We start from the raw sequence: 19,360 nt of genomic DNA on the forward strand, positions 1-19,360 counted from the left end.
AACAATTGGGCAACACCGTTTAGCTGTGTGGATTATAGCGACGAAGCGTCGCCGACATCACGCATCGGGCTCTGCAGGCATCAGCTGCTCGATCCATTGGCGCAAGTCATCGACGCTTTGGGCGGCATGCTCTTGCTGCGGAATGTGTCCAATGCCTGGATAGGCGACAAATGTGTTGTTGGGCAGATGCTCTGCATACCATTCGCCGGCCGCAAGCGGGATCAACGCGTCCTCTTCCCCCCACATGACCAATGTCGGCACCTCCAATGCCTCAATCTGATCCTCCGAATAGACCACACGCGGCGTAGCGAAACGCTGCATCGTCGCGCGCCGGTTGCCGGGCAAACGAGCCAGCTCCCAATAGCGGTCAATCTCAGCGTCCGTCACAATCTCCTGATTCGAGACTGATTGGGAAAGGCTGCGCTCGAATATCGAACGTGGCATGAAATGCCGCGCCACATCGCGCAGCACCGGCGTTTGCGCGATGCGGAAGCCGAGCGGCGGCGGTCCATCACGCTGGATCGGTGCGCCGCTGGCATCGACCAGAATTAGCCCTGCCAACCGATCCGAATGCTCCAGCGCGTAACCTGCTGAAATCCAGCCCCCCATGGAGTTTCCGCCAAGAATGAACTCCTCAACCCCAAGCGCATCCGCGACAAGGTCTATGTCCTTGGTGAAACTCGCAAGCGTATAGTCTTCATCAGGCGCCGCCCCGGTTAGGCCATGCCCCCGCTGGTCGTACCGGATCACGCGGTAGTCAGCCTTAAGCTCTTCAACCCACGGCTCCCACGTATGCAGATCGGCATTTGAACCGTGCAGCAAGATGATCGGCATGCCATCGCGCGCGCCTTCGTCGCGCAAGTGGGCGGTCAGGCCATTGGGAAGCTCTACAAATTGCGACGGCTCTCCGCCATATTTGGCGCGCATCTCTGCCGTGTCGGTATCAGGCGTGCGGAAAAACAGGAAAGCAATCACCAGCAAGGCGACCAGTACACCCAGAACTCGCAACACCCACTTCATCCGAACCCTCCACAGATATCTCTCTGCTTGGTGTGGCAGCTAAACCCAAGGAAACGCAAGTGCAGATGAACGCCAGTGCTTCTACTTAGCCGTTGGCTGAAAGAGATATGACTACCGCGATTTGAGAACGCGAACCGAGGTCCATCGTCAATTTTGACCTTGTTAACAACCGCATGTCAGAAATGTCCGCTCTCACTCAAGGGAGCGATTGCGATCACGGAAGGTCTTGCTCTTGGCAGGTTTCTTGGACATTTTCCCGGCTATCGGGCGGCTAACTTTCCGTGCGATCTTTCGCCCAAAAATTCTGCCGATTGGCAATGCGATTTCCAGTTTCAAGTACTGGGCGACAGGCGATGATGAGCAGCCTATCGCGGCGGATGGAATTCTCAGATATGCAACGCCTTCTCAGCAGGCGTTTATCGGATATGCGTTACTTCCTTTCGCTTTGATGCCGGTATCCCTTCTTCTGTTACACCTTTCAGGTGGCGGTATCTTCCAACTCAATGAATTCTCAATCGGACTCGTGATGTTTGTCTGGCTTGCCGGGCAATTCTTCTTGGCGGCAATTTTCATTCCGTGGGCCAACAGTACGTTCGCAAAGATCCGCAACCAGAGATATTTTGAGCCAGAGAGCTCCGAGCCAAAGACCTAATCGAGCGCCTTCACAATCTCTTCAACCATCTTCTTGGCGTCACTGAGCAGCATCATCGTCTGGTCCATATAGAACACATCGTTGTCGACCCCCGCATAACCGACGCCGCCCATGCTGCGCTTGATGAAGAAGACCTGCTTGGCCTTGTCCACATCGAATACCGGCATGCCATAGATCGGTGAGCTCTTGTCGGTCTTTGCCGCCGGGTTCACAACGTCATTCGCGCCGATGATGAAGGCAACATCGCATTGCGCAAATTCGCTGTTGATATCTTCCAGTTCGAACACCTTGTCATAAGAGACGCTGGCTTCAGCGAGCAGCACGTTCATGTGCCCCGGCATACGCCCTGCAACCGGGTGGATCGCGAACTTCACGTCCACACCCTTTTCCTCAAGGATGTCGGTCATTTCGCGCAGCACATGCTGAGCCTGCGCCACCGCCATACCGTACCCCGGGATAATGATAACCTTCTCTGCCTGCTCCAGCATGAAGGCAGCGTCATCCGCACTACCCTGTTTGTAAGGGCGCTGCTCGCGTGCCTCGCCGCCACCAGAGCTATCATCGGCGCCAAATCCGCCCGCGATAACAGAGATAAAGCTGCGGTTCATTGCGCGGCACATGATGTAACTCAGGATAGCGCCGGAAGAACCCACCAGTGCACCCGTGATAATCATCGCGGTATTACCGAGCGTGAAACCCATCGCAGCCGCGGCCCAGCCCGAATAGCTGTTCAGCATCGACACCACGACCGGCATGTCCGCTCCGCCAATCGGGATGATCAGCAGGAAGCCGATTGCAAAGGCCAAGACCGTGACAGCCACGATCAGCGGGAATGTTTCTGCCGGGCCAACTGCCATGGCAAACATGCCCGTCAGCACGATAATCGCGGCGAGCGTGCCCAGATTGATGACATGACGTGCGGGCAGCAGGATCGGCGCGCCGCTCATCTTGCCCGAAAGTTTTGCGAACGCGATGACGGAGCCAGAGAAGGTAATCGCGCCGATCGCGATACCCAGCCCCATCTCGATCTTGCTGACCGGCGATATCGCATCGCCAACCAGTAGTCCGAATGCCCCAGGATTGAGATATGCAGCCCAGCCCACCAGCACCGCCGCCATACCGACCAGCGAATGAAATCCGGCGACCAGTTCTGGCATCTGCGTCATTGCGATTTTTCGCGCGATCACGAAGCCGATCGAACCGCCAAGAAAGATAGCTATGCCGATCTCAGGCAGGTTGGCGATGTCATGTGTGACAAGTGTCGTCACCACCGCAATCAGCATGCCGATCATACCATTGCGGTTGCCTGCGCGACTGGTCGCGGGCGAACTGAGACCGCGAAGGGCAAGGATGAAGAAGACGCCTGCTACAAGGTATGCGAGCGGCACCCAGGTGGGTGTCGCTCCGTCAACTCCGGCGGCGAGGATGGAGAAGCTCATCATTTCTTCTCCTTCTTCTTGTACATCGCGAGCATGCGCTCAGTGACAGCAAACCCGCCAAATATATTGACGCTGGCGAGCACTACACCCGCAAGGCCGAGCCATTTCGCAACCGCGCTGCCTGCTTCAGCTGAAGCGATCAGCGCGCCAACGATGATCACACTGGAAATTGCGTTGGTCACCGCCATCAGCGGCGTGTGCAGCGCCGGCGTGACCGACCAGACGACGTAATAGCCGACGAAACACGCCAGCACGAAGATCGAGAGGATTGAGATAAAGTCCATGGTTTTTCAGTCTTCCTCCCGTTCGTAATGGATGTTGTCCTTGGCATCGACGATCAAGCGATCAAGCAAACCCATTGCCTCATCAAGTTGCAGAATATCTGCCTGATGCGCCCTCGCGTCCCGTTCGGCAGTTCGGCCTGGGCAGGTATCTTTCGCCAAGGCTCGCTCTGAGGCTGCCTGCTTCCTTGCCTCAAGCAATTCATCGGCCATCGCCGTTCCGGCGACCCAATCGTCAAGCTCGTGCTGATTCTGCCGCAAGACTTGAATCAAATAATCATCCTCAAATGCCAGGGCCGGGCAAGCCGGAAAAAGCGCGCGGTGATACATCAATGCTGCGCCGGAAAAACCCTCCGGCAACTCGCCTTTGTCCGCACGGCTCTCCGTCGTTCCTGCAACGGCCATCAACGCAAGCGGAATGGCCAAGCTCACCCTTGCAGCCTTTCATTGACGACCGCGCCGCCCTGCGTCAGGCGCACCGCGTCGCCGATTTCCTCGTCTAGCACCGGCTTACCCGCCTCCTTGTCCCAGAAGGCGCTGAGGAAATTGAAAAGGTTGCGTGCGAACAGAGCCGAGGCGTCAGGCGCGAGCGTTGCGGGCGTGTTCGAATAGCCCATGATCGTCACGCCATGGCGCTCCACCAATTCGTCAGGTTTGGAACCCTCGACATTTCCACCTTGCGCCACTGCAAGATCGAAAATAACACTTCCGGCCTTCATCGTCTTGATCTGGTCGTCGCTGATGAGTCGCGGCGCGGCGCGGCCCGGGATCAGCGCGGTGGTGATTACAATATCCTGTTTAGCAATATGTTCCGATACCAGTTCGGCCTGCGCCTTCTGGTATTCCTCGCTCATTTCGGTCGCGTATCCACCGGAGCCTTCACCTTCGATACCTTCAACGCTTTCTACGAAGATCGGCTTAGCACCAAGTGACTGGATCTGTTCCTTGGTCGCGCTGCGGACATCGGTGGCTGAGACCTGCGCGCCCAAACGCTTTGCCGTCGCAATTGCTTGAAGCCCCGCAACGCCAACACCCATGATGAACACACGCGCAGCCTGAACCGTGCCTGCTGCTGTCATCATCATCGGAAACGCACGGCCATATGTGTCCGCCGCCGCGATCACGGCCTTGTAGCCTGATAGGTTGGACTGGCTAGAAAGCACATCCATGCTCTGCGCGCGGGTAATGCGCGGCATGAATTCCATCGAAAGCGCCTCAAGCCCTGCCTTGGCATAGGCTTCCACGCGTTCCTTTTGACCAAAGGGATCGAAAGTGGCCGCCACCCAGGCGCCGGCATTGGCACCTTGGAGAAGCTCGACATCTGGCGCCTGGACACCCAGTACGATGTCCGCCCCCTTTACAGTATCTGTCGCAGAGCCCACCTTGGCCCCGGCCTCCGCATAATCTGAATCGCTGATCGACGCTGTCATGCCAGCACCGCTCTCAACCGCCAGATCAGCCCCCAATCCGGCAAATTTCTTGACGGTCTCGGGAGTTATTGCAACGCGCCGTTCTCCGGCGGCGCGTTCTTTCAGAACCGCTATGCGCAAAGCCACAGGGTTATTCAGCGATCATCATGATGACGAAAAAAGTGATCACTGCGATAATCGGGATTGACCACTTCAGCAGCGAAATGAACCCGCCATAGGTCTTTTCTGCCGATTTCATGTCTTGCGATGCCATCAAAACTGATCCTTTTCAGAGATTTGCGTACAGTGCCGAAACAAAGTCGGTATATTGAATGTTCCGCTCCGTATCGAAGCATTTGATCAGGCTCAAGCCCTCACAACTGTCAGTGCTCAAATTCGAGCATAGCTACATTCAACACTTCATTAGGTCAATGACCTAAAATGAGTAATCCGCTTTAGCTGCGCGGACTTCTAGCCTTAACACGGTCTTTACACCTAACGCTTATCTTCAGGTTCTGTTTCACGACGGGACGATTTTGACGATGATGACGGGCGAAACCCGCGTTTTGATGCTGATCGACGATGAACCGGCACAGTGCCGGTTGATCAGTGCGCTCGCCGCCCGTGAGGGCTGGCGAACCATTGTCGCTCCCGATTCCGATGCTGCCATAGCCATGCTCGGCACTCGCGACGGTATGCAAACTGCGGCGATCATTCTTGACCAATGGGTACCAGGTGACGACGCGTGCCAGTTGATTGAGGAACTGAAGCGAAGACGCCCTGCACTGCCAATCCTCATGCTGACCACCAGCGCCTCTCCGTTACTCGCCGTAGAAGCTATGCGCGCCGGCGCGACGGACTATCTGATCAAGCCGGTCGCGCCTGATCGCTTGCTGGAAGCTTTGCGCAGCGCCACTGAAGGCGACACCGCTCAGGACGAACTGCAACCGCTTGCCGAGAAGATCAACGCTTCGCTCGACTTCGATGCGATGGTTGGAACGGCGCCTAAGTTTCGCGCCGCATTAGCGCAGGCGGCAAAGGCTGCACGAGGGCATGGCCACGTCCTTATCGAAGGCGAGTCTGGGACCGGAAAAGAAATGCTAATGCGTGCAATGCATGCGGCCAGCCCGCGCAGCAAAGCGCCATTTCGCATCATCAACCTCGGCGGAGTTCCGGCAAGCTCTGTTGAATCCGTTCTATTCGGTCATGAGCCTGGCGCATTCGCTGGCGCATTTGATCGACAGATCGGCGCTTTGCAGCAATGCGATGGCGGAACGCTGGTGCTTGATGAGATCGACCGTATTAACGCGCAAGTTCAAGCGAAGTTGCTCGAGGTGTTAACCACCGGGATTGTTCGTCCGCTTGGCGCATCGCATGGTTTCCGAGTTGATGTTCGCGTGCTGAGTGCTGGCAATCTGCCGCTGGAACTTCTCGCAAATAACGGCGAATTCGACCCACAACTGGTTGAACGGCTTTCACAGACATCGATCAAGCTACCAGCCTTGCGCGAACGTGCCGGCGACATCCCCGCCCTTACCCGCCACTTCCTCGCCCGCATCGGTGAGCAACCCGGTCTGCGGCATCTGTCCATCGCGGACGGCGCCCTGTCACTGCTTAAGGCTTATGACTGGCCGGGCAATGTACGGCAGCTTCAAGCGGTGCTGTTCCGGGCCGCTGTTTTTTGTGACAAGCAAACTCTTACGGCTGAGAGCTTTCCGCAATTGAGCGAGTTGCTGGGGGAGCCGATCGACAGCGATAGCAGCATCCAGGATGGCGCCGGTGTGATGCTCTACACCGAAGATGGCAACCTGCGCCCGCTTGAAGAGATTGAGGCTGATGTTATCCGGCTCGCCATCGGGCACTATCGTGGCCGGATGACCGAAGTTGCGCGTCGTTTGGGTATTGGCCGCTCGACGCTTTACCGAAAGCTTGCTGACTTAGGCATCGATAACGCTGCCTGAGCGTTTACCACTCAAGCGTTCTTGCGACCCGTGTTTCACCCTGGCTTCCGCGAAGGCTCATCGTGAAGGTCTTTGCCTCCCAGTCAATCTCGACCAGGCCAAAGTTCTCTTCCGAGATAAAGTCCGTGAGGCGTTTGGGGTCAGGCTCGCGAGCTGTGTTCCGCTCTGTCGAAGAAAACGAATAGTTCATAGAAGAACTGGTCAGCTCCCACAGCTGCTCGCCAGCCGCCTCAGGCGCTTCAGTATAAATACCACCGGCATGCCGGTCGCCTGATAGCAGAACCAAACCGCTATCCTCGCGCTCCGCCAGCATAGCGTACAGTTTCTCACGCTCGAGCGGCAGGTTCTCCCACGCCTCATAGTCGTGCGCGTCCGTGATCACCTGGATCGAAGAAACCACGATCCGCAGGTCGGCAGGTTTTGCCAGCTCCTGTTCCAGCCATTGCCATTGGGCATCGCCCAGTATCGTTTTTTCGGGATCGCTGCTCGGTTGATATGGCCCAAGCGGTGGGCGCTCGTTCTGATACGGCATCGTGGCGAGATCAGAACGGAAGAACCGCGTATCGAGCGTGATAATCTGCGTGACCTTGCCCTCTTCGCCGAACATACGGCTTTCATAGATGCCAGGGCGAGACTTCACCTCATCAGAAGACCCCCAAAACGTCTCGAAGATCGTCTCGGACCAACCGCGATAGGCAAAGCTCGCTCCGCCATCGTTGAAGCCATAATCGTGATCATCCCACGTGATCATCATCGGAACCCGCGCGCGAAACGCGGCCAATTCGGGCGTCTCGGCCATGACCCCATATGCTTCGCGCAAGCTGGTGAGCGCGGCGTCACCATCCCACATCTGGTCGCCATAGTTGTTGTCGCCGATGAACAGAAAGATATCTGGACTGGTCGCCGCGATCTGCCCCCACATATGCTGACTGCGCAATTGGTGATTGCAACTACCGAAAGCCAGACGCGTAATTGTATGATTGTGCGGCAGGGATACGCCTGCCGGCGCCACAGGTAATTCAATCTCTTGTTTCAACTTGGCGTAATAGGGCGCAAGCAAGTCTTCCGCGGAAAGCTCAACATCATTGTCGGCAGCCAAAGGCGCTGCGAGCATTGTTGCAGCTGCAATCGCGAGAGCAGGTTTGCGCATAAAGTATATCCTCAAGAATCTCTGATTGCGAATGCCATGCCCGCGAACTGTGACCGATTCAAGAAGCCGCGTCAGTCTCCCGGTATTTCCGCAAAGTCGGTTAACGCTGCATCGCGAAGGCCTCGCCATACGTTGCGCGCCTGCACGGTCTCGGCAACATCATGCACTCTAAGCAGCTGTACGCCCGCATTCATTCCTGCCATGGCGAGCGCGATTGAGCCACCCAGCCTCTCATGGGCCGCCGCCTCATTCGAGAGAGCGCCGATCATTCGCTTCCGGCTTGCGCCCAAGAGCAACGGCTGCCCCAGCGCATGGTACATCGGCAGTGCATTCAGGATCGCGAGATTGTCCGCCAGTGACTTTCCAAATCCGATGCCGGGATCAAGGATGATATTGGCACGCAAGATTCCCGCAGCCACCGCGGCATCGCGACGCTCCTTCAGTGCGTCGAATACATCGAATACAACACTCTCGTACTCGCCGTTGCTGTGCAGATCCTCGCCGTCGCCAGGTGCATGCATCAGAATCACAGGGCAACCAGCCTTTGCGGCCAGCGGCAGGCTGCGCGGATCGTGTCGCATTCCAGACACGTCATTTGCGATGTGCGCACCCGCCTCAAGCGTTGCTTCAAGCACGCCGGCGCGGCGCGTATCCACGCTGATCGCGGCACCCATCGCGCTGCAATACTCGATAGCGGGAAGGACGCGCTCCTTCTCATCGCCTTCCCAAGTCGCGGCGGCACCCGGGCGCGTGCTTTCGCCGCCAATGTCGATGATAGCCGCGCCCGCTTCAAGCATCGCAGATGCATGGGCCCGCCCCGTATCAGGATCATCGAGAAACTCGCCGCCATCACTGAAACTGTCCGGCGTGACGTTGAGAATGCCCATCACCTGCGGCTGATCCAAGCGGATGGTCCGCGAACCAAGTTCAAGCGGAGGATGTTTCAGCGTCAAATTCGCAAGCTGGGCCTGCGCTTCGTCAGACACGCTTGCCGGCAACCCGGCCAGCACCTCTCCGATTGTGTCGGTATCGCACATCCAGCGCCCAGTGACCTTGCCATCCTGTCGCAGAATGACTGCAAAGCGATGTGCATAGACCATGCCGCCCGCAAGACGGATGGTCTTGCCACCCTCATGCTGCGGCCCCGGCGCAAAACCAATCGGGCGGATGTAGATGCGGTCTGTCAATCAATCCTCTGTCGCGAGCAGATAGTCCTGACGCGCGGCATCGATGGGCTTCACGTCACCATCCGCCTCATAATGCCAGAACGTCCAGCCGTTGCAGCTGGGTGCCCCCTGCAACTCTTTGCCAAGACCGTGGATTGACCCCACCTGCTTCTCATAAGCTAGCGAGCCATCCGCGCGGACCGTCGCGATCCAGCGGCGTTTCTTGTCAAACACTTCTGTGCCCGGCTTGATAAAGCCATTCTCGACCAGCGCGCCGAACGCGACGCGTGGTGCGCTCTTCTTGCTCTGCATGGTTTCGATCGCGCTTTCATCGAGCGGCAATTCCTTGGCAATGCGCTTGTACGCAGCATCGCGATACACATTCTCTCGCTCACAACCGATCCATTCGCGGCCGAGACGTTTTGCAACCGCGCCAGTGGTACCAGTCCCAAAGAAGGGGTCGAGCACAACGTCGCCCTTTTCTGTCGTCGCGAGAAGTACGCGGTACAGCAGCGCTTCGGGCTTCTGCGTCGGGTGCACCTTGGTGCCGCCTTCCTTCAAACGCTCGCCGCCGGAGCAGATCGGCAGCACCCAGTCGCTGCGCATTTGCAGCTCATCATTGAGCGTCTTCATCGCGCGATAATTGAAGTGGTACTTCGCCTTCTCGCCCTGCGAACACCACAGCAGCGTCTCATGCGCATTCGTGAAACGCGTGCCTTTGAAATTCGGCATCGGGTTGGTCTTGCGCCATACGATGTCGTTCAAGATCCAGAAGCCCAGATCCTGCAAGATCGAGCCGACGCGGTAGATGTTGTGATAGCTGCCGATCACCCACAGTGAGCCATCGGGTTTGAGGACGCGGCGCGCTTCAGTCAGCCAGTCGCGCGTAAATTCGTCATAGATACGGAAACTGTCGAACTGGTCCCAATGATCGGTGACAGCATCAACCTGGCTGCCGTCAGGGCGATTGAGATCGCCGCCCAGCTGCAGGTTGTACGGCGGGTCTGCAAACACGCAGTCGACCGAATTGTCCGGCAAGCTGCGCATCGCTTCGATGCAATCGCCGTCAAGGATCCGCCCCAACGGCAAATCAGCTTTGGCAACAGCAACGCTCTTCGCGCGCGAAACGCGCGTTTTCGTGGTCTCCAGGACCGCCATATTTCACCCCTCATTTCAGACCCGACGCGCACGCCAAGCAAAGTTATCCACAGGGTGAGTCCCTTTGGACTCTGGGTCAAGCACAAAGAGATAAGCGGTTATGGTTAATTCTGCGTTAGCTATCACGGAACAAAAAGAGTCCCGCACAAGATATTGAGTCTGATGGCTTTTAGAGGACTCAATATCGTGGTGTGTTGCGTGGAAGACTCAATTCTCAGATTGTTTGTCAGGAGAACGCGATAACGATGTTGGCTGTGAATGCGATCAGCAGGATCGCCCCCATCGCACGACCGATCTGCTTGGCACGCGCTACCAAAGCAAGGAACGCCACCGCGCTCAATGCCAAGAGTGCCAGTTCGTACGTCAGCAAATCTGCAGGGATAGCGAAGGGCGCGATCGTCATCGTGACGCCTCCGATCAAGAGAATATTATAGATATTGGAGCCTACCACATTCCCGATTGCGAGCCCTGGCTTCCCGCGCACCGCAGCCGCTATCGAAGCCGCCAATTCGGGCAACGAAGTGCCGATTGCAACAACCGTCAAGCCGATCGCAGTTTCTGACACACCAAAGATGCGCGCCATGTCTATCGCACCGGACACAAGCAACTGACCACCAAAGACAAGCAGGCCCAACCCTCCGAGAAACAACACGATAGAGAACGTAAGTGCTGTTTGCGCTTCGGGCTCATCCTCATCATCCCCGACATCCGAGTGCGGATGATTATAGCGCCAAAAGATATAAGCGAGGATACCCAACAGCAGCCCGATACCCACCCAAATCGAACCTATTTGAGCAGCGGTAAGCGCCCATAGGCCCAGCGATGCAACCAGAGCGACGATCGCATCCCGCCGCCCCGTCCCCGACAGCGCAATCGGCATGACCAGTGCAGTTGCACCCAGAATCAACAGCGTATTGGCAAGGTTCGATCCTACCACATTGCCCCATGCAATGCCCGGCGATCCGGCCAGGGCGGCCTCTATGCTCGCCACCATTTCAGGCATCGAAGTTGCGAAACCAACGATCACCAGTCCCGTTACAAGATTGGAAACGCCCAATCGCTGGGCGATGCTGACAGAACCGCGCACCAACAGTTCGCCACCGACTGCGAGACCTACTAGGCCCGCCAGACTATACAGGATCGCTTCAATCATGGCTGAGCGCTTAAACGAATTCGCGTGCTATAGAAGCACCAATTGCGCAACCGGCGCAAAAGACTGACGATGGAGCGGGGATGGTCCATGGATCCGCAACGCTTCCATATGCTCGGCGGTTCCATAGCCTTTGTTCCGCTCCCATCCGTAGTGCGGATGCGCCTCGGCTGCCTCGCACATCATCCGGTCGCGCCATTCCTTTGCAATGATGGAAGCTGCGGAGATTACCGGCTCCAGAGCGTCACCGCCAATGATCGAGCGGGCGTCTGGCCAACGCCAATCGGCACAGCGACCATGCGGTGAGAGGTTACCGTCAATCAGCACCACTTCTGGCTCATCGCCAAGCTTCTCAACCAATTGAGTGACCGCAAGCGTCATCGCGCGCATAGTCGCCTGAAGGATATTGATCCGATCGATCTCTACTGGTTCAACAACACCCAGCCCCCACGTGCAGGTTTGCCGTATCGCTTCATCGAGTTCCCTGCGCCGTTTAGCCGAAAGTTTCTTGGAATCGTCCAGACCGTGCGGGTAGCCCTCGCCAAGCGCGACTGCCGCGGCTACCACGGGACCTGCCAGCGGTCCGCGACCAGCCTCGTCCACTCCGACGACAAATTTGCGGGCACTAAGTTTGTTTTCGCGCATTGCAGAGGACATGACCATGATTTCGAAATACTCACCCGCACTATTCCCCGCCTCCATTCTGCTCGCAAGCTGCAGCGCCACTGCAAATGTGGACACAGAGGCTGCAGAAGCTGAGCCAACGCTTAAGATTGAGGAAATGGGGACCTATGCCGAGCCTTGGGCTGCAGCGTTTGTGCCAGGCACGGAAACACTGATTATCACTCAGAAGACTGGCGAGATTCTAGGCTACGATACGACTACGGGTCGCGAGTTTACTGTAACCGGCGCTCCAGAGGTCGACTATGGTGGTCAAGGCGGCCTGGGTGACGTGGCATTCCTGCCCAGCGAGGCTGCCGACAACGTGGGTGAACGCGCAATCTATCTGAGCTGGGCCGAAGCAGGGTCTGCAGGAAATCGCGGAGCCGTGGTCGGCAGAGGCACAATCAACTGCGCTGCAGAGGCAGATTGCGCAATCGAGGGTCTTGAAGTCGTTTGGCGTCAGACGCCCAAGACCGGCCGGCGCGGTCACTATTCGCACCGCATTCGCTTCTCGCCCGACGAGCAGTACATGTTTGTCACGTCAGGTGACCGGCAGGAGCTGGAACCGGCACAAGACACCAGCAACAATCTAGGTACGATCGTACGTCTCAATCTGGATGGCACGCCCGCTGCAGGCAATCCATTGGCCGATCAAGGCGGTGTGACTGCGCAGATCTGGTCATACGGTCACCGCAACCCGCTGGGTTTCGACTTCGATGCAGATGGACGCCTGTGGGATATCGAGCACGGGCCGGCAGGTGGTGACGAGCTTAATCTAGTCGAACAGGGTGCCAACTATGGCTGGCCAACCCGTTCCTACGGTGAACACTATAATGGTGATGATATCCCCGATCACACCGAAGACGACGGCTTTAACAAGCCTGCAATCCATTGGACCCCGGTCATCGGCCCGGGCGACATGATCTTCTACCGCGGTGAAATGTTCGGCGCATGGAAAGGCAATGCTTTGATCGCTGGCTTGACCGCCAATGCAATTGTGCGCGTAGAGATTGATGACGACAAGGCAAGCGAGGCTGCACGCTATGAGGTCGGCGGGCGAATCCGCTCGATCGATGAAGCGGCGGACGGTTCGCTCTGGGTGCTTGAAGACGGCGAAAACGCGCGTCTGCTCAAGCTCTCGGCACAATAAGCACTTCGCAGCCAATCACAATTTGCATCGACATGGGGCAGCACAAACATTAATCGCGCTGCCGCATGGCGAGCATCATTCCCCTGTCCAATGTCGAGCCCGACATGATCGAGCAAGTGCTTGATCGTGCCTTTGGGCCAGAGAGGTATGCGCGCACCGCCTATCGCATCCGCACAGGAATGGAATGGTTGGAAGCGTTGAGCTTTGCGGCGCTTGACGATGACGACATGCTGGTCGGAACGATCCAGCTCTGGCCCGTTGCCTTGACCGATCCGGATGGCCGCGCGCATCCCCTGCTGATGGTTGGGCCGGTCGCCGTGCTGCCTGAACAGCAAGGTGAAGGCTATGGTCAAGCACTGATCTCGGCGGCGCTTGGTTCGCTCGATCCCAAGGCGAGCTTTCCGCAAGTCCTGATCGGAGATGAGTCTTATTACGGTCGTTGGGGATTCAGCGCAGCGCCGACATCGGGCTGGCGATGCCCCGGCCCGTGGGAACCTGAGCGCTTGCTTGTGCGATGCGACAATCCGGCTGTTCTTCTGCGCGAAGGCATGCTGGGGCCTTGGAATGGGTGAGTGTTTCTGGCAATTCAGCAAGTAGAAATGCCTTACGAGCCACCTCCCCATCTTGCGCAGCTAAGTCTGGCGGAAATCGCCGAGCAAGTTGCTGCGCGCAAACTGCCTCCAGTCGAAAGCTGGGATCCGCAGCAAGTAACAGACAGCTTCATGCGGATTGCAGCCGATGGCACTTGGTTTCATCAAGGCGATCCAATCCGGCGCCAAGCCATGGTGCGCGCGTTCGCCGGCCTGCTGAAACGCGATGATGCAGGCCATCATTGGCTGGTCACGCCGTTCGAGAAATCAGCCATTGAAGTCGAAGATGCAGCGTTCATTGCGGTTGACGTGGCACGCCGCGATGAAGGGCTCGCTTTCCGATTGAACACAGATGAGCTGGTGATCGCCGGGCCGGAGAACCGATTGCGCGCGGCGGGCGATGCAGACACGCCTGCGCTGTATCTGCAAGTGCGGCGCGGCTGCGAAGCGCGGCTCAATCGCAGCACTTACCAGCAGTTGGCCGATATCGCCCTCAACGAAGGCGATGACTGGACAGTCAGCAGCATGGGCGAGACATTCTCGTTGCTGCCTCAATGAGCGCGCTGTTCGATCATCTGTCGGCTGCATATGAACGCGGCCACGCACACGAAGTCCCCGACTTGCTCACCGATGCCCGCTTTGCTGATGCCAGCCGCACTGCCGAAGCGGCAGTCTTGATCGCTGTGACTGATCGACCCGAACCCGGTGTCATTCTCACACAGCGACCGCAGGACATGCGCGATCATCCCGGTCAGGTCGCATTCCCCGGGGGCAAGGTAGACCCAGGTGAAGACGCGATCACAGCTGCCTTGCGTGAAGCTGAAGAAGAATTGGCCATGCCGCGCGATCTGGTGCGCGTCATTGGCACGACTGATCGATATCAGACCGGCACAGGATTTGACGTCACACCTGTGCTTGCCGTCGTACCGCCCGACCTTGATCTCACGCCCAGCCCCACTGAAGTCGAGGCCTGGTTCGAAGCTCCGCTAGAGTATCTGCTTCAGCGTGATCATTGGGAAAAGCACGAAGTATTTTGGCGTGGCGCCATGCGCAGCTATCTAGAACTGCATTACAACGGTTTCAGGATATGGGGCGTGACAGCAGCGATTATTGCCAACCTTGCACGCCGGATTGCGGCAGAGGAGCTCACCATTGTTCGCTAAGCTGTCCGATGCTGCATGGACCAAGCGTGAAGGTTTGCGCAAGCTGACGGATGCACTGGGTGCAGACAATATTCGCTGGGTCGGCGGCGCGATCCGCGACAGTTTGCTGGGTACGGAGGTCAATGATGTCGATTGCGCTACGCTGCATCATCCTGACAGTGTCATCGAACTGTGCCGAAATGCGGAAATCCGCACGGTCCCAACAGGGATTGAGCATGGAACGATAACTGCCATCCTCAAGTGCGGCCCAGTGGAGATAACTACGCTTCGCCATGATGTCTCAACCGATGGAAGGCGTGCGACAGTTTCCTTCGCGACGGACTGGGAAGATGACGCCGCGCGGCGCGACTTCACTATCAACGCGCTTTACGCACATCCGGAAACGCTGGAAATCACCGACTTCTTTAGCGGACTCGCAGATCTCGAGGCGCAAAAAGTACGGTTTATCGGCGATGCCCGTACGCGCATTCGTGAAGATCACTTGCGCATCCTTCGTTACTTCCGCTTCCAGGCTCGGTTCGGCTCGGAACTGGATGAAGAAGCAGAGGAAGCCTGTAGCGAACTCGCATCTACGCTCAAAGGAATAAGCCGTGAACGCATCGCCGCCGAGCTGATATCCCTTTTATCGCTGCCTGATCCGCATCCGACTGTCCACCGAATGAGAAAGCTGGGCGTGTTGCAGCAGATCTTGCCTGAAACCTGTCCTTCGCAAATCGCACTACTTGAGCAAGTCATCGCCACAGAAAAGGAACAAGGCGTTTCGGCTGAGCCAATGCGACGGATGGGCGCCTTACTGCCCGCGCTGACCGAAGTTGCACAAACCGTCGCGGCGCGCCTGCGCCTGTCACGTGCACAGCGCGCGCATCTGGTCTCCGTCGCAGAACGCAAGCCCGAGGATGTGAACAACCCCCGCGCCTTGGCATATCGCGAAACCTTGCCGGTCGCGACTGATCGCGTCTTGCTGCAGGGAGGCGACATCTCGCCGTTAAAAGGCTGGGAGACACCACAATTGCCTTTAAAGGGCGGTGAAATTGTAGCGCGCGGTGTAACCGCTGGCCCCAAGGTGGCCGCTACTTTGCGTGCCGTCGAGGATGCATGGTTGGCAGAAGGCTTTCCCGGCCGAGAGCGCGTTCTCGAACTGCTTGACCGGGAACTTCTTCGCTAACGCAACATTTCCTTCAGTGAAGCTTCATATTAGGCGGCTAATAAACGAGCGGGTTGCGTTGCCGTTATGCTTATGGCTATAGGGCGCGCCCGTCGCGCTCATAAATATGGGCTGCTCGAAGGGATACTGGCCACTTTCCAGTCTTCCGAAATATTTGGATCGGTCGTCGGCGCTGCGGGATTTCCGGCACGCGGCGCTGTTAAAATGATTAAACGGAGAAGAATTCATGAAGATTGCAAAGCTTGCCCTCGCTGCAGTTGCCCTCGCCGCAACCCCGGTTGTCGCGCACGCTCAGGATGTAGGCGCAACCGTTTATGGCAATGATGGTCAGCCCATCGGCACTGTCGAAAGCAATGACGGCACAACAGCCGTGATCAAGGTCGGCGAATTCACCGCGCCGCTGCCGCTTAATATCTTCGGACAGGGCGAGAACGGCCCAACGCTGAATGCTACACGCGACGCTGTTTATGCGCAGCTAAAGGCAGCTGACGAGCAGGCGAAAGCAGCCGCGGCAGAAGCGCAGGCGAAAGCCGCTGCAGAGATGGCTGCGAAAGTGGACGCCGCGTTGGTCGCAGGTGCAGCAGTTCTCTCAGCTGATGCTCAGCCAGCTGGCGTAGTCGCAACGATCGACAACGAAATGGACGCTGTCGTTGTTGAGCGCGAAGGCGGCGTTGTAACGCTTAAGCGCGAGCACTTCGCAGTCGATGCAAATGGAGCGCTGATGGCGCTGTTCACCGTAGCGCAGCTTGACGGTGCAACCGTGGCCATTCCTGAAGGCGCAGAAATCGCAACTTCGGCTGAGTAAGCCCCACAAACAATCGCCACTTGGGCGTTTGAGGGCCGTGGATGTTCGCGCATCCGCGGCCCTTTGCTATGGAGCTCAGGCTTCTTTTTCGATCTTGTCTGGCAGCATGCCGAAGCGATTGTCCTTCGGGAAACCCTGCGGCGGCAAGCGCCCAGCCGCGCCGCGCGCAACCTTCCACTGCCATATTTCGTTTTCAGTGCGGGTGCGGTCACCCTTCCCACCCATCTGCCAGCTAAGCCCATCGGCAAGCACAAAGGTGGTCGCATCGGACAATCCCCCATCGCGATATCGCTGCAGCATAACGCCCTGTCCGCGCGCCATGACCGGCATTTCCTCAAGGTTGAATACGACCAGCTTGCGGTTTTCGCCGACGCACGCGACGTGATCATGCCCTTCTGGAATCTCGCGCATGACCTGCAGCCGCGCATCACCCTTCAGGTTTACCACCTGGCGCCCCTTGCGCGTCTCGGCGAGCAGTTCCGCCTCTTCGGCGACAAACCCCTTGCCAATACTGGACGCGAGAAGCAGCCGCCCTTTCGGACGATGCACCAGCATCCCGGCAATGCCGGTCTCCGCTTCCAGATCGACCATCGACTGCACAGGCTCACCAAATCCCCTCGCGCCGGGCAATTTGTCCACGCCCAGCGTGTAGAAGCGTCCATTCTCCGCTGCGATCAGGATTTTGTCAGTGGTTTGCGCGTGGACGATGAAGGCAAGCTCATCGCCTTCCTTGTACTTAAATTCCTGATCCAGCGGGACGTGCCCTTTGGCCGCGCGAATCCAGCCCTTCTTGGACAGGATTACGGTGACCGGCTCTTTCTCGATCATCGCATCCATGCTGAATTCGACAGCTGGCTCAGTCTCTTCGATCTTGGTGCGGCGCGCGCCCAAGTCCGTATCGAGGCCGTATTCCTTCTGCAGCGCCTTCAGATCACGCTTCAACCGGGTGCGCTGGCGCGCGGGCGAACCGAGCAGCTTTTCGAGCTCATCCTGTTCTTCAAGCAGCTTGTCCTTCTCATCGCGCAGCTGCATTTCTTCGAGCTTGCGAAGTGAGCGCAGACGCATGTTCAGGATCGCTTCGGCCTGACGGTCGGTCAGTTTGAACTCCTCCATCATGACTGCCTTCGGATCATCCTCGTAACGGATGATCTCGATCACGCGGTCGAGGTTGAGGAAAGCGATGATGTATCCTTCAACCAGTTCCAGCCGCCGCGCGATCTGGTCTAGCCGGTGCTGGCTGCGGCGCTGAAGTATCTCGATCTGGCTCGCGACCCAGTTCTGCAACAGTTCCTTCAGTCCCATGACCATCGGCGTGCGATTGGCGTCGAGGACATTCAAATTTAGGCCAAAGCGGGTCTCAAGATCGGTCAGTTTGAAGACTGACTCCTTGAGAAGTTCCGGATCAACATTGCGGCTGCGCGGGACCAGCACAATGCGGATTTGTTCGTCAGACTCGTCGCGTACATCGTCGAGGATCGGCAGCTTCTTGTCAGCGATCGCCTGCGCGATCTGTTCGATCAGTTTGCCCTTCTGAACCTGATAAGGGATTTCGGAGATAACGAGCTGCCATTGGCCACCGCCCAGCCGCTCAATCCCTGCTTCCCTGTCTTCCGCCTTTTCAGCCTCTGCCGCATGGAAAACGCCGCGCACACGGAATGATCCGCGCCCTGTCTCATAGGCGTGCGAGATAACCTCATGGCTGTCGATGATCTGTCCGCCAGTGGCGAAATCCGGCCCCTGGAACAGCTCCATCAACCGCGAATGTTCGACATGCGGATTGTCGATCAGCTCCAACGTGGCGTCGATCACTTCCGCGACATTGTGTGAGGGAATATTGGTCGCCATGCCCACGGCGATCCCGCTGGCACCATTGGCGAGCAGATTGGGGAACAGGCCGGGAAAAATCTCCGGCTCCTGTTCCTCACCGTTATAGGTCGGGATGAAATCGACGGTGCCTTCATCCAGCCCCGCCATCAGCTGCAGCGCCGTCTTGGTCAGGCGCGCTTCGGTGTAGCGATAGGCGGCGGCATTATCGCCATCGATATTGCCGAAGTTCCCCTGCCCCTCGACCAGCGGATAACGCAGGGCAAAATCCTGAGCCAGACGCACCATCGCGTCATAAACACTGGCATCGCCATGCGGGTGGTATTTACCGATCACGTCACCCACGACGCGGGCGGACTTCTTGAAGGCGGAATTGGGATCAAGCTTCAACTGCCGCATCGCCCACAGCAAGCGGCGGTGGACGGGCTTCAACCCGTCGCGCAGATCGGGCAACGAGCGCGCGGTGATCGTCGACAGAGCATAGACCAGATAGCGCTCTTCCAGCGCGGAATCGAACGGTGCGTCGACAATCGCATCGAACGGATCGGAATCGGGAATTTCAGTAACGTCAGCCATTGCTCATCCGCTTAGCAATGCGCGTGGACTAGGGGGAG

At 57.7% G+C, this 19,360-nt stretch carries 20 protein-coding genes; 8 read left to right on the forward strand and 12 right to left on the reverse strand.

The window, feature by feature from the left end; all coding sequences use genetic code 11:
- Window positions 1-57: 57 nt before the first annotated feature.
- The gene (locus tag A6F69_RS10550) at window positions 58-1,020 is read right to left on the reverse strand and encodes an alpha/beta fold hydrolase (RefSeq protein ID WP_067600977.1); all 963 of its coding nucleotides are present in this window, start codon (window positions 1,018-1,020) and stop codon (window positions 58-60) included.
- A gap of 244 nt (window positions 1,021-1,264) precedes the next feature.
- Between A6F69_RS10550 and A6F69_RS10555 the strand changes: the two genes are divergently transcribed.
- Window positions 1,265-1,672 (forward strand): hypothetical protein, encoded by a 408-nt coding sequence (locus tag A6F69_RS10555; protein WP_144573599.1) that lies wholly within the window; start codon window positions 1,265-1,267, stop codon window positions 1,670-1,672.
- On the opposite strand, the gene A6F69_RS10560 is transcribed toward A6F69_RS10555, so the two are convergent.
- The 5 genes from A6F69_RS10560 to A6F69_RS13075 are packed head-to-tail and all read right to left on the reverse strand — an operon-like array spanning window position 1,669 to window position 5,075.
- Entirely contained in the window at window positions 1,669-3,111 is a 1,443-nt protein-coding gene (locus tag A6F69_RS10560) for an NAD(P)(+) transhydrogenase (Re/Si-specific) subunit beta (protein ID WP_067600982.1), read from the reverse strand. The genes A6F69_RS10555 and A6F69_RS10560 overlap by 4 nt on opposite strands.
- On the reverse strand, window positions 3,111-3,395 hold the full coding sequence (locus tag A6F69_RS10565; protein WP_050599815.1) for an NAD(P) transhydrogenase subunit alpha part 2: 285 nt from the start codon (window positions 3,393-3,395) through the stop codon (window positions 3,111-3,113). Before A6F69_RS10565 ends, A6F69_RS10560 begins: the two co-directional genes overlap by 1 nt.
- A gap of 6 nt (window positions 3,396-3,401) precedes the next feature.
- Complete coding sequence (locus A6F69_RS10570; protein ID WP_067600985.1) at window positions 3,402-3,824, reverse strand: hypothetical protein; 423 nt, start codon at window positions 3,822-3,824, stop codon at window positions 3,402-3,404.
- Entirely contained in the window at window positions 3,821-4,942 is a 1,122-nt protein-coding gene (locus A6F69_RS10575) for an NAD(P) transhydrogenase subunit alpha (protein ID WP_083984863.1), read from the reverse strand. Before A6F69_RS10575 ends, A6F69_RS10570 begins: the two co-directional genes overlap by 4 nt.
- A 10-nt stretch (window positions 4,943-4,952) precedes the next feature.
- The gene (locus tag A6F69_RS13075) at window positions 4,953-5,075 is read right to left on the reverse strand and encodes an aa3-type cytochrome c oxidase subunit IV (protein WP_144573597.1); all 123 of its coding nucleotides are present in this window, start codon (window positions 5,073-5,075) and stop codon (window positions 4,953-4,955) included.
- A gap of 268 nt (window positions 5,076-5,343) precedes the next feature.
- Between A6F69_RS13075 and A6F69_RS10580 the strand changes: the two genes are divergently transcribed.
- On the forward strand, window positions 5,344-6,762 hold the full coding sequence (locus A6F69_RS10580) for a sigma-54-dependent transcriptional regulator (protein ID WP_067600991.1): 1,419 nt from the start codon (window positions 5,344-5,346) through the stop codon (window positions 6,760-6,762).
- Between the two features lie 4 nt (window positions 6,763-6,766).
- Here A6F69_RS10580 and A6F69_RS10585 read toward each other — a convergent pair whose 3' ends face one another.
- From A6F69_RS10585 to A6F69_RS10605, 5 genes are all read right to left on the reverse strand, one after another.
- Window positions 6,767-7,912, reverse strand: coding sequence for an alkaline phosphatase D family protein (locus tag A6F69_RS10585; RefSeq protein WP_083984775.1), 1,146 nt, complete (start codon window positions 7,910-7,912; stop codon window positions 6,767-6,769).
- Window positions 7,913-7,983: 71 nt separating this feature from the next.
- The gene (folP, locus tag A6F69_RS10590; protein WP_067600994.1) at window positions 7,984-9,099 is read right to left on the reverse strand and encodes a dihydropteroate synthase; all 1,116 of its coding nucleotides are present in this window, start codon (window positions 9,097-9,099) and stop codon (window positions 7,984-7,986) included.
- Complete coding sequence (locus A6F69_RS10595) at window positions 9,100-10,236, reverse strand: site-specific DNA-methyltransferase (RefSeq protein ID WP_067600997.1); 1,137 nt, start codon at window positions 10,234-10,236, stop codon at window positions 9,100-9,102. It abuts the gene before it with no gap.
- Between the two features lie 226 nt (window positions 10,237-10,462).
- Window positions 10,463-11,389 carry a calcium/sodium antiporter gene (locus tag A6F69_RS10600; RefSeq protein ID WP_067601000.1) on the reverse strand — a complete coding sequence of 309 codons (927 nt, stop codon included), beginning with the start codon at window positions 11,387-11,389 and terminating at the stop codon, window positions 10,463-10,465.
- Window positions 11,390-11,416: 27 nt separating this feature from the next.
- Window positions 11,417-12,031 carry a ribonuclease HII gene (locus A6F69_RS10605; RefSeq protein ID WP_245638234.1) on the reverse strand — a complete coding sequence of 205 codons (615 nt, stop codon included), beginning with the start codon at window positions 12,029-12,031 and terminating at the stop codon, window positions 11,417-11,419.
- A 10-nt stretch (window positions 12,032-12,041) separates the two neighbouring features.
- On the opposite strand from A6F69_RS10605, the gene A6F69_RS10610 reads away from it, so the two are divergent.
- The 6 genes from A6F69_RS10610 to A6F69_RS10635 all read left to right on the forward strand — a co-directional run bounded on the left by A6F69_RS10610 (window position 12,042) and on the right by A6F69_RS10635 (window position 16,922).
- Window positions 12,042-13,199, forward strand: coding sequence for a PQQ-dependent sugar dehydrogenase (locus A6F69_RS10610; protein ID WP_067601006.1), 1,158 nt, complete (start codon window positions 12,042-12,044; stop codon window positions 13,197-13,199).
- A gap of 65 nt (window positions 13,200-13,264) precedes the next feature.
- Window positions 13,265-13,771, forward strand: a complete 507-nt coding sequence (locus A6F69_RS10615; protein ID WP_067601008.1) for a GNAT family N-acetyltransferase — start codon at window positions 13,265-13,267, stop codon at window positions 13,769-13,771.
- A 27-nt stretch (window positions 13,772-13,798) separates the two neighbouring features.
- Complete coding sequence (locus A6F69_RS10620; RefSeq protein WP_067602952.1) at window positions 13,799-14,347, forward strand: DUF1285 domain-containing protein; 549 nt, start codon at window positions 13,799-13,801, stop codon at window positions 14,345-14,347.
- Window positions 14,344-14,952 carry a CoA pyrophosphatase gene (locus tag A6F69_RS10625; protein ID WP_067601011.1) on the forward strand — a complete coding sequence of 203 codons (609 nt, stop codon included), beginning with the start codon at window positions 14,344-14,346 and terminating at the stop codon, window positions 14,950-14,952. Before A6F69_RS10620 ends, A6F69_RS10625 begins: the two co-directional genes overlap by 4 nt.
- Complete coding sequence (locus tag A6F69_RS10630) at window positions 14,942-16,117, forward strand: CCA tRNA nucleotidyltransferase (protein WP_144573593.1); 1,176 nt, start codon at window positions 14,942-14,944, stop codon at window positions 16,115-16,117. Before A6F69_RS10625 ends, A6F69_RS10630 begins: the two co-directional genes overlap by 11 nt.
- 226 nt (window positions 16,118-16,343) lie before the next feature.
- Window positions 16,344-16,922: a hypothetical protein gene (locus A6F69_RS10635; RefSeq protein WP_067601014.1), complete on the forward strand. Its 579-nt coding sequence runs from the start codon at window positions 16,344-16,346 to the stop codon at window positions 16,920-16,922.
- Between the two features lie 75 nt (window positions 16,923-16,997).
- Here A6F69_RS10635 and parC read toward each other — a convergent pair whose 3' ends face one another.
- On the reverse strand, window positions 16,998-19,322 hold the full coding sequence (gene parC / locus A6F69_RS10640; protein ID WP_067601017.1) for a DNA topoisomerase IV subunit A: 2,325 nt from the start codon (window positions 19,320-19,322) through the stop codon (window positions 16,998-17,000).
- Window positions 19,323-19,360 lie beyond the last annotated feature (38 nt).

It is taken from the genome of Altererythrobacter ishigakiensis (genome assembly GCF_001663155.1).
Classification (GTDB): Bacteria; Pseudomonadota; Alphaproteobacteria; order Sphingomonadales; family Sphingomonadaceae; genus Erythrobacter; species Erythrobacter ishigakiensis.

Bases quoted from the DNA above. Each gene is read 5' to 3' on its own strand.
- A6F69_RS10550 (WP_067600977.1), bottom strand. From the start codon at position 1,020: ATGAAGTGGGTGTTGCGAGTTCTGGGTGTACTGGTCGCCTTGCTGGTG.
- A6F69_RS10560 (WP_067600982.1), bottom strand. From the start codon at position 3,111: ATGAGCTTCTCCATCCTCGCCGCCGGAGTTGACGGAGCGACACCCACC.
- A6F69_RS10565 (WP_050599815.1), bottom strand. From the start codon at position 3,395: ATGGACTTTATCTCAATCCTCTCGATCTTCGTGCTGGCGTGTTTCGTC.
- A6F69_RS13075 (WP_144573597.1), bottom strand. From the start codon at position 5,075: ATGGCATCGCAAGACATGAAATCGGCAGAAAAGACCTATGGCGGGTTC.
- A6F69_RS10580 (WP_067600991.1), top strand. From the start codon at position 5,344: ATGATGACGGGCGAAACCCGCGTTTTGATGCTGATCGACGATGAACCG.
- A6F69_RS10585 (WP_083984775.1), bottom strand. From the start codon at position 7,912: ATGCGCAAACCTGCTCTCGCGATTGCAGCTGCAACAATGCTCGCAGCG.
- A6F69_RS10595 (WP_067600997.1), bottom strand. From the start codon at position 10,236: ATGGCGGTCCTGGAGACCACGAAAACGCGCGTTTCGCGCGCGAAGAGC.
- A6F69_RS10600 (WP_067601000.1), bottom strand. From the start codon at position 11,389: ATGATTGAAGCGATCCTGTATAGTCTGGCGGGCCTAGTAGGTCTCGCA.
- A6F69_RS10605 (WP_245638234.1), bottom strand. From the start codon at position 12,031: ATGCGCGAAAACAAACTTAGTGCCCGCAAATTTGTCGTCGGAGTGGAC.
- A6F69_RS10610 (WP_067601006.1), top strand. From the start codon at position 12,042: ATGACCATGATTTCGAAATACTCACCCGCACTATTCCCCGCCTCCATT.
- A6F69_RS10615 (WP_067601008.1), top strand. From the start codon at position 13,265: ATGGCGAGCATCATTCCCCTGTCCAATGTCGAGCCCGACATGATCGAG.
- A6F69_RS10620 (WP_067602952.1), top strand. From the start codon at position 13,799: ATGCCTTACGAGCCACCTCCCCATCTTGCGCAGCTAAGTCTGGCGGAA.
- A6F69_RS10625 (WP_067601011.1), top strand. From the start codon at position 14,344: ATGAGCGCGCTGTTCGATCATCTGTCGGCTGCATATGAACGCGGCCAC.
- A6F69_RS10635 (WP_067601014.1), top strand. From the start codon at position 16,344: ATGAAGATTGCAAAGCTTGCCCTCGCTGCAGTTGCCCTCGCCGCAACC.
- parC (WP_067601017.1), bottom strand. From the start codon at position 19,322: ATGGCTGACGTTACTGAAATTCCCGATTCCGATCCGTTCGATGCGATT.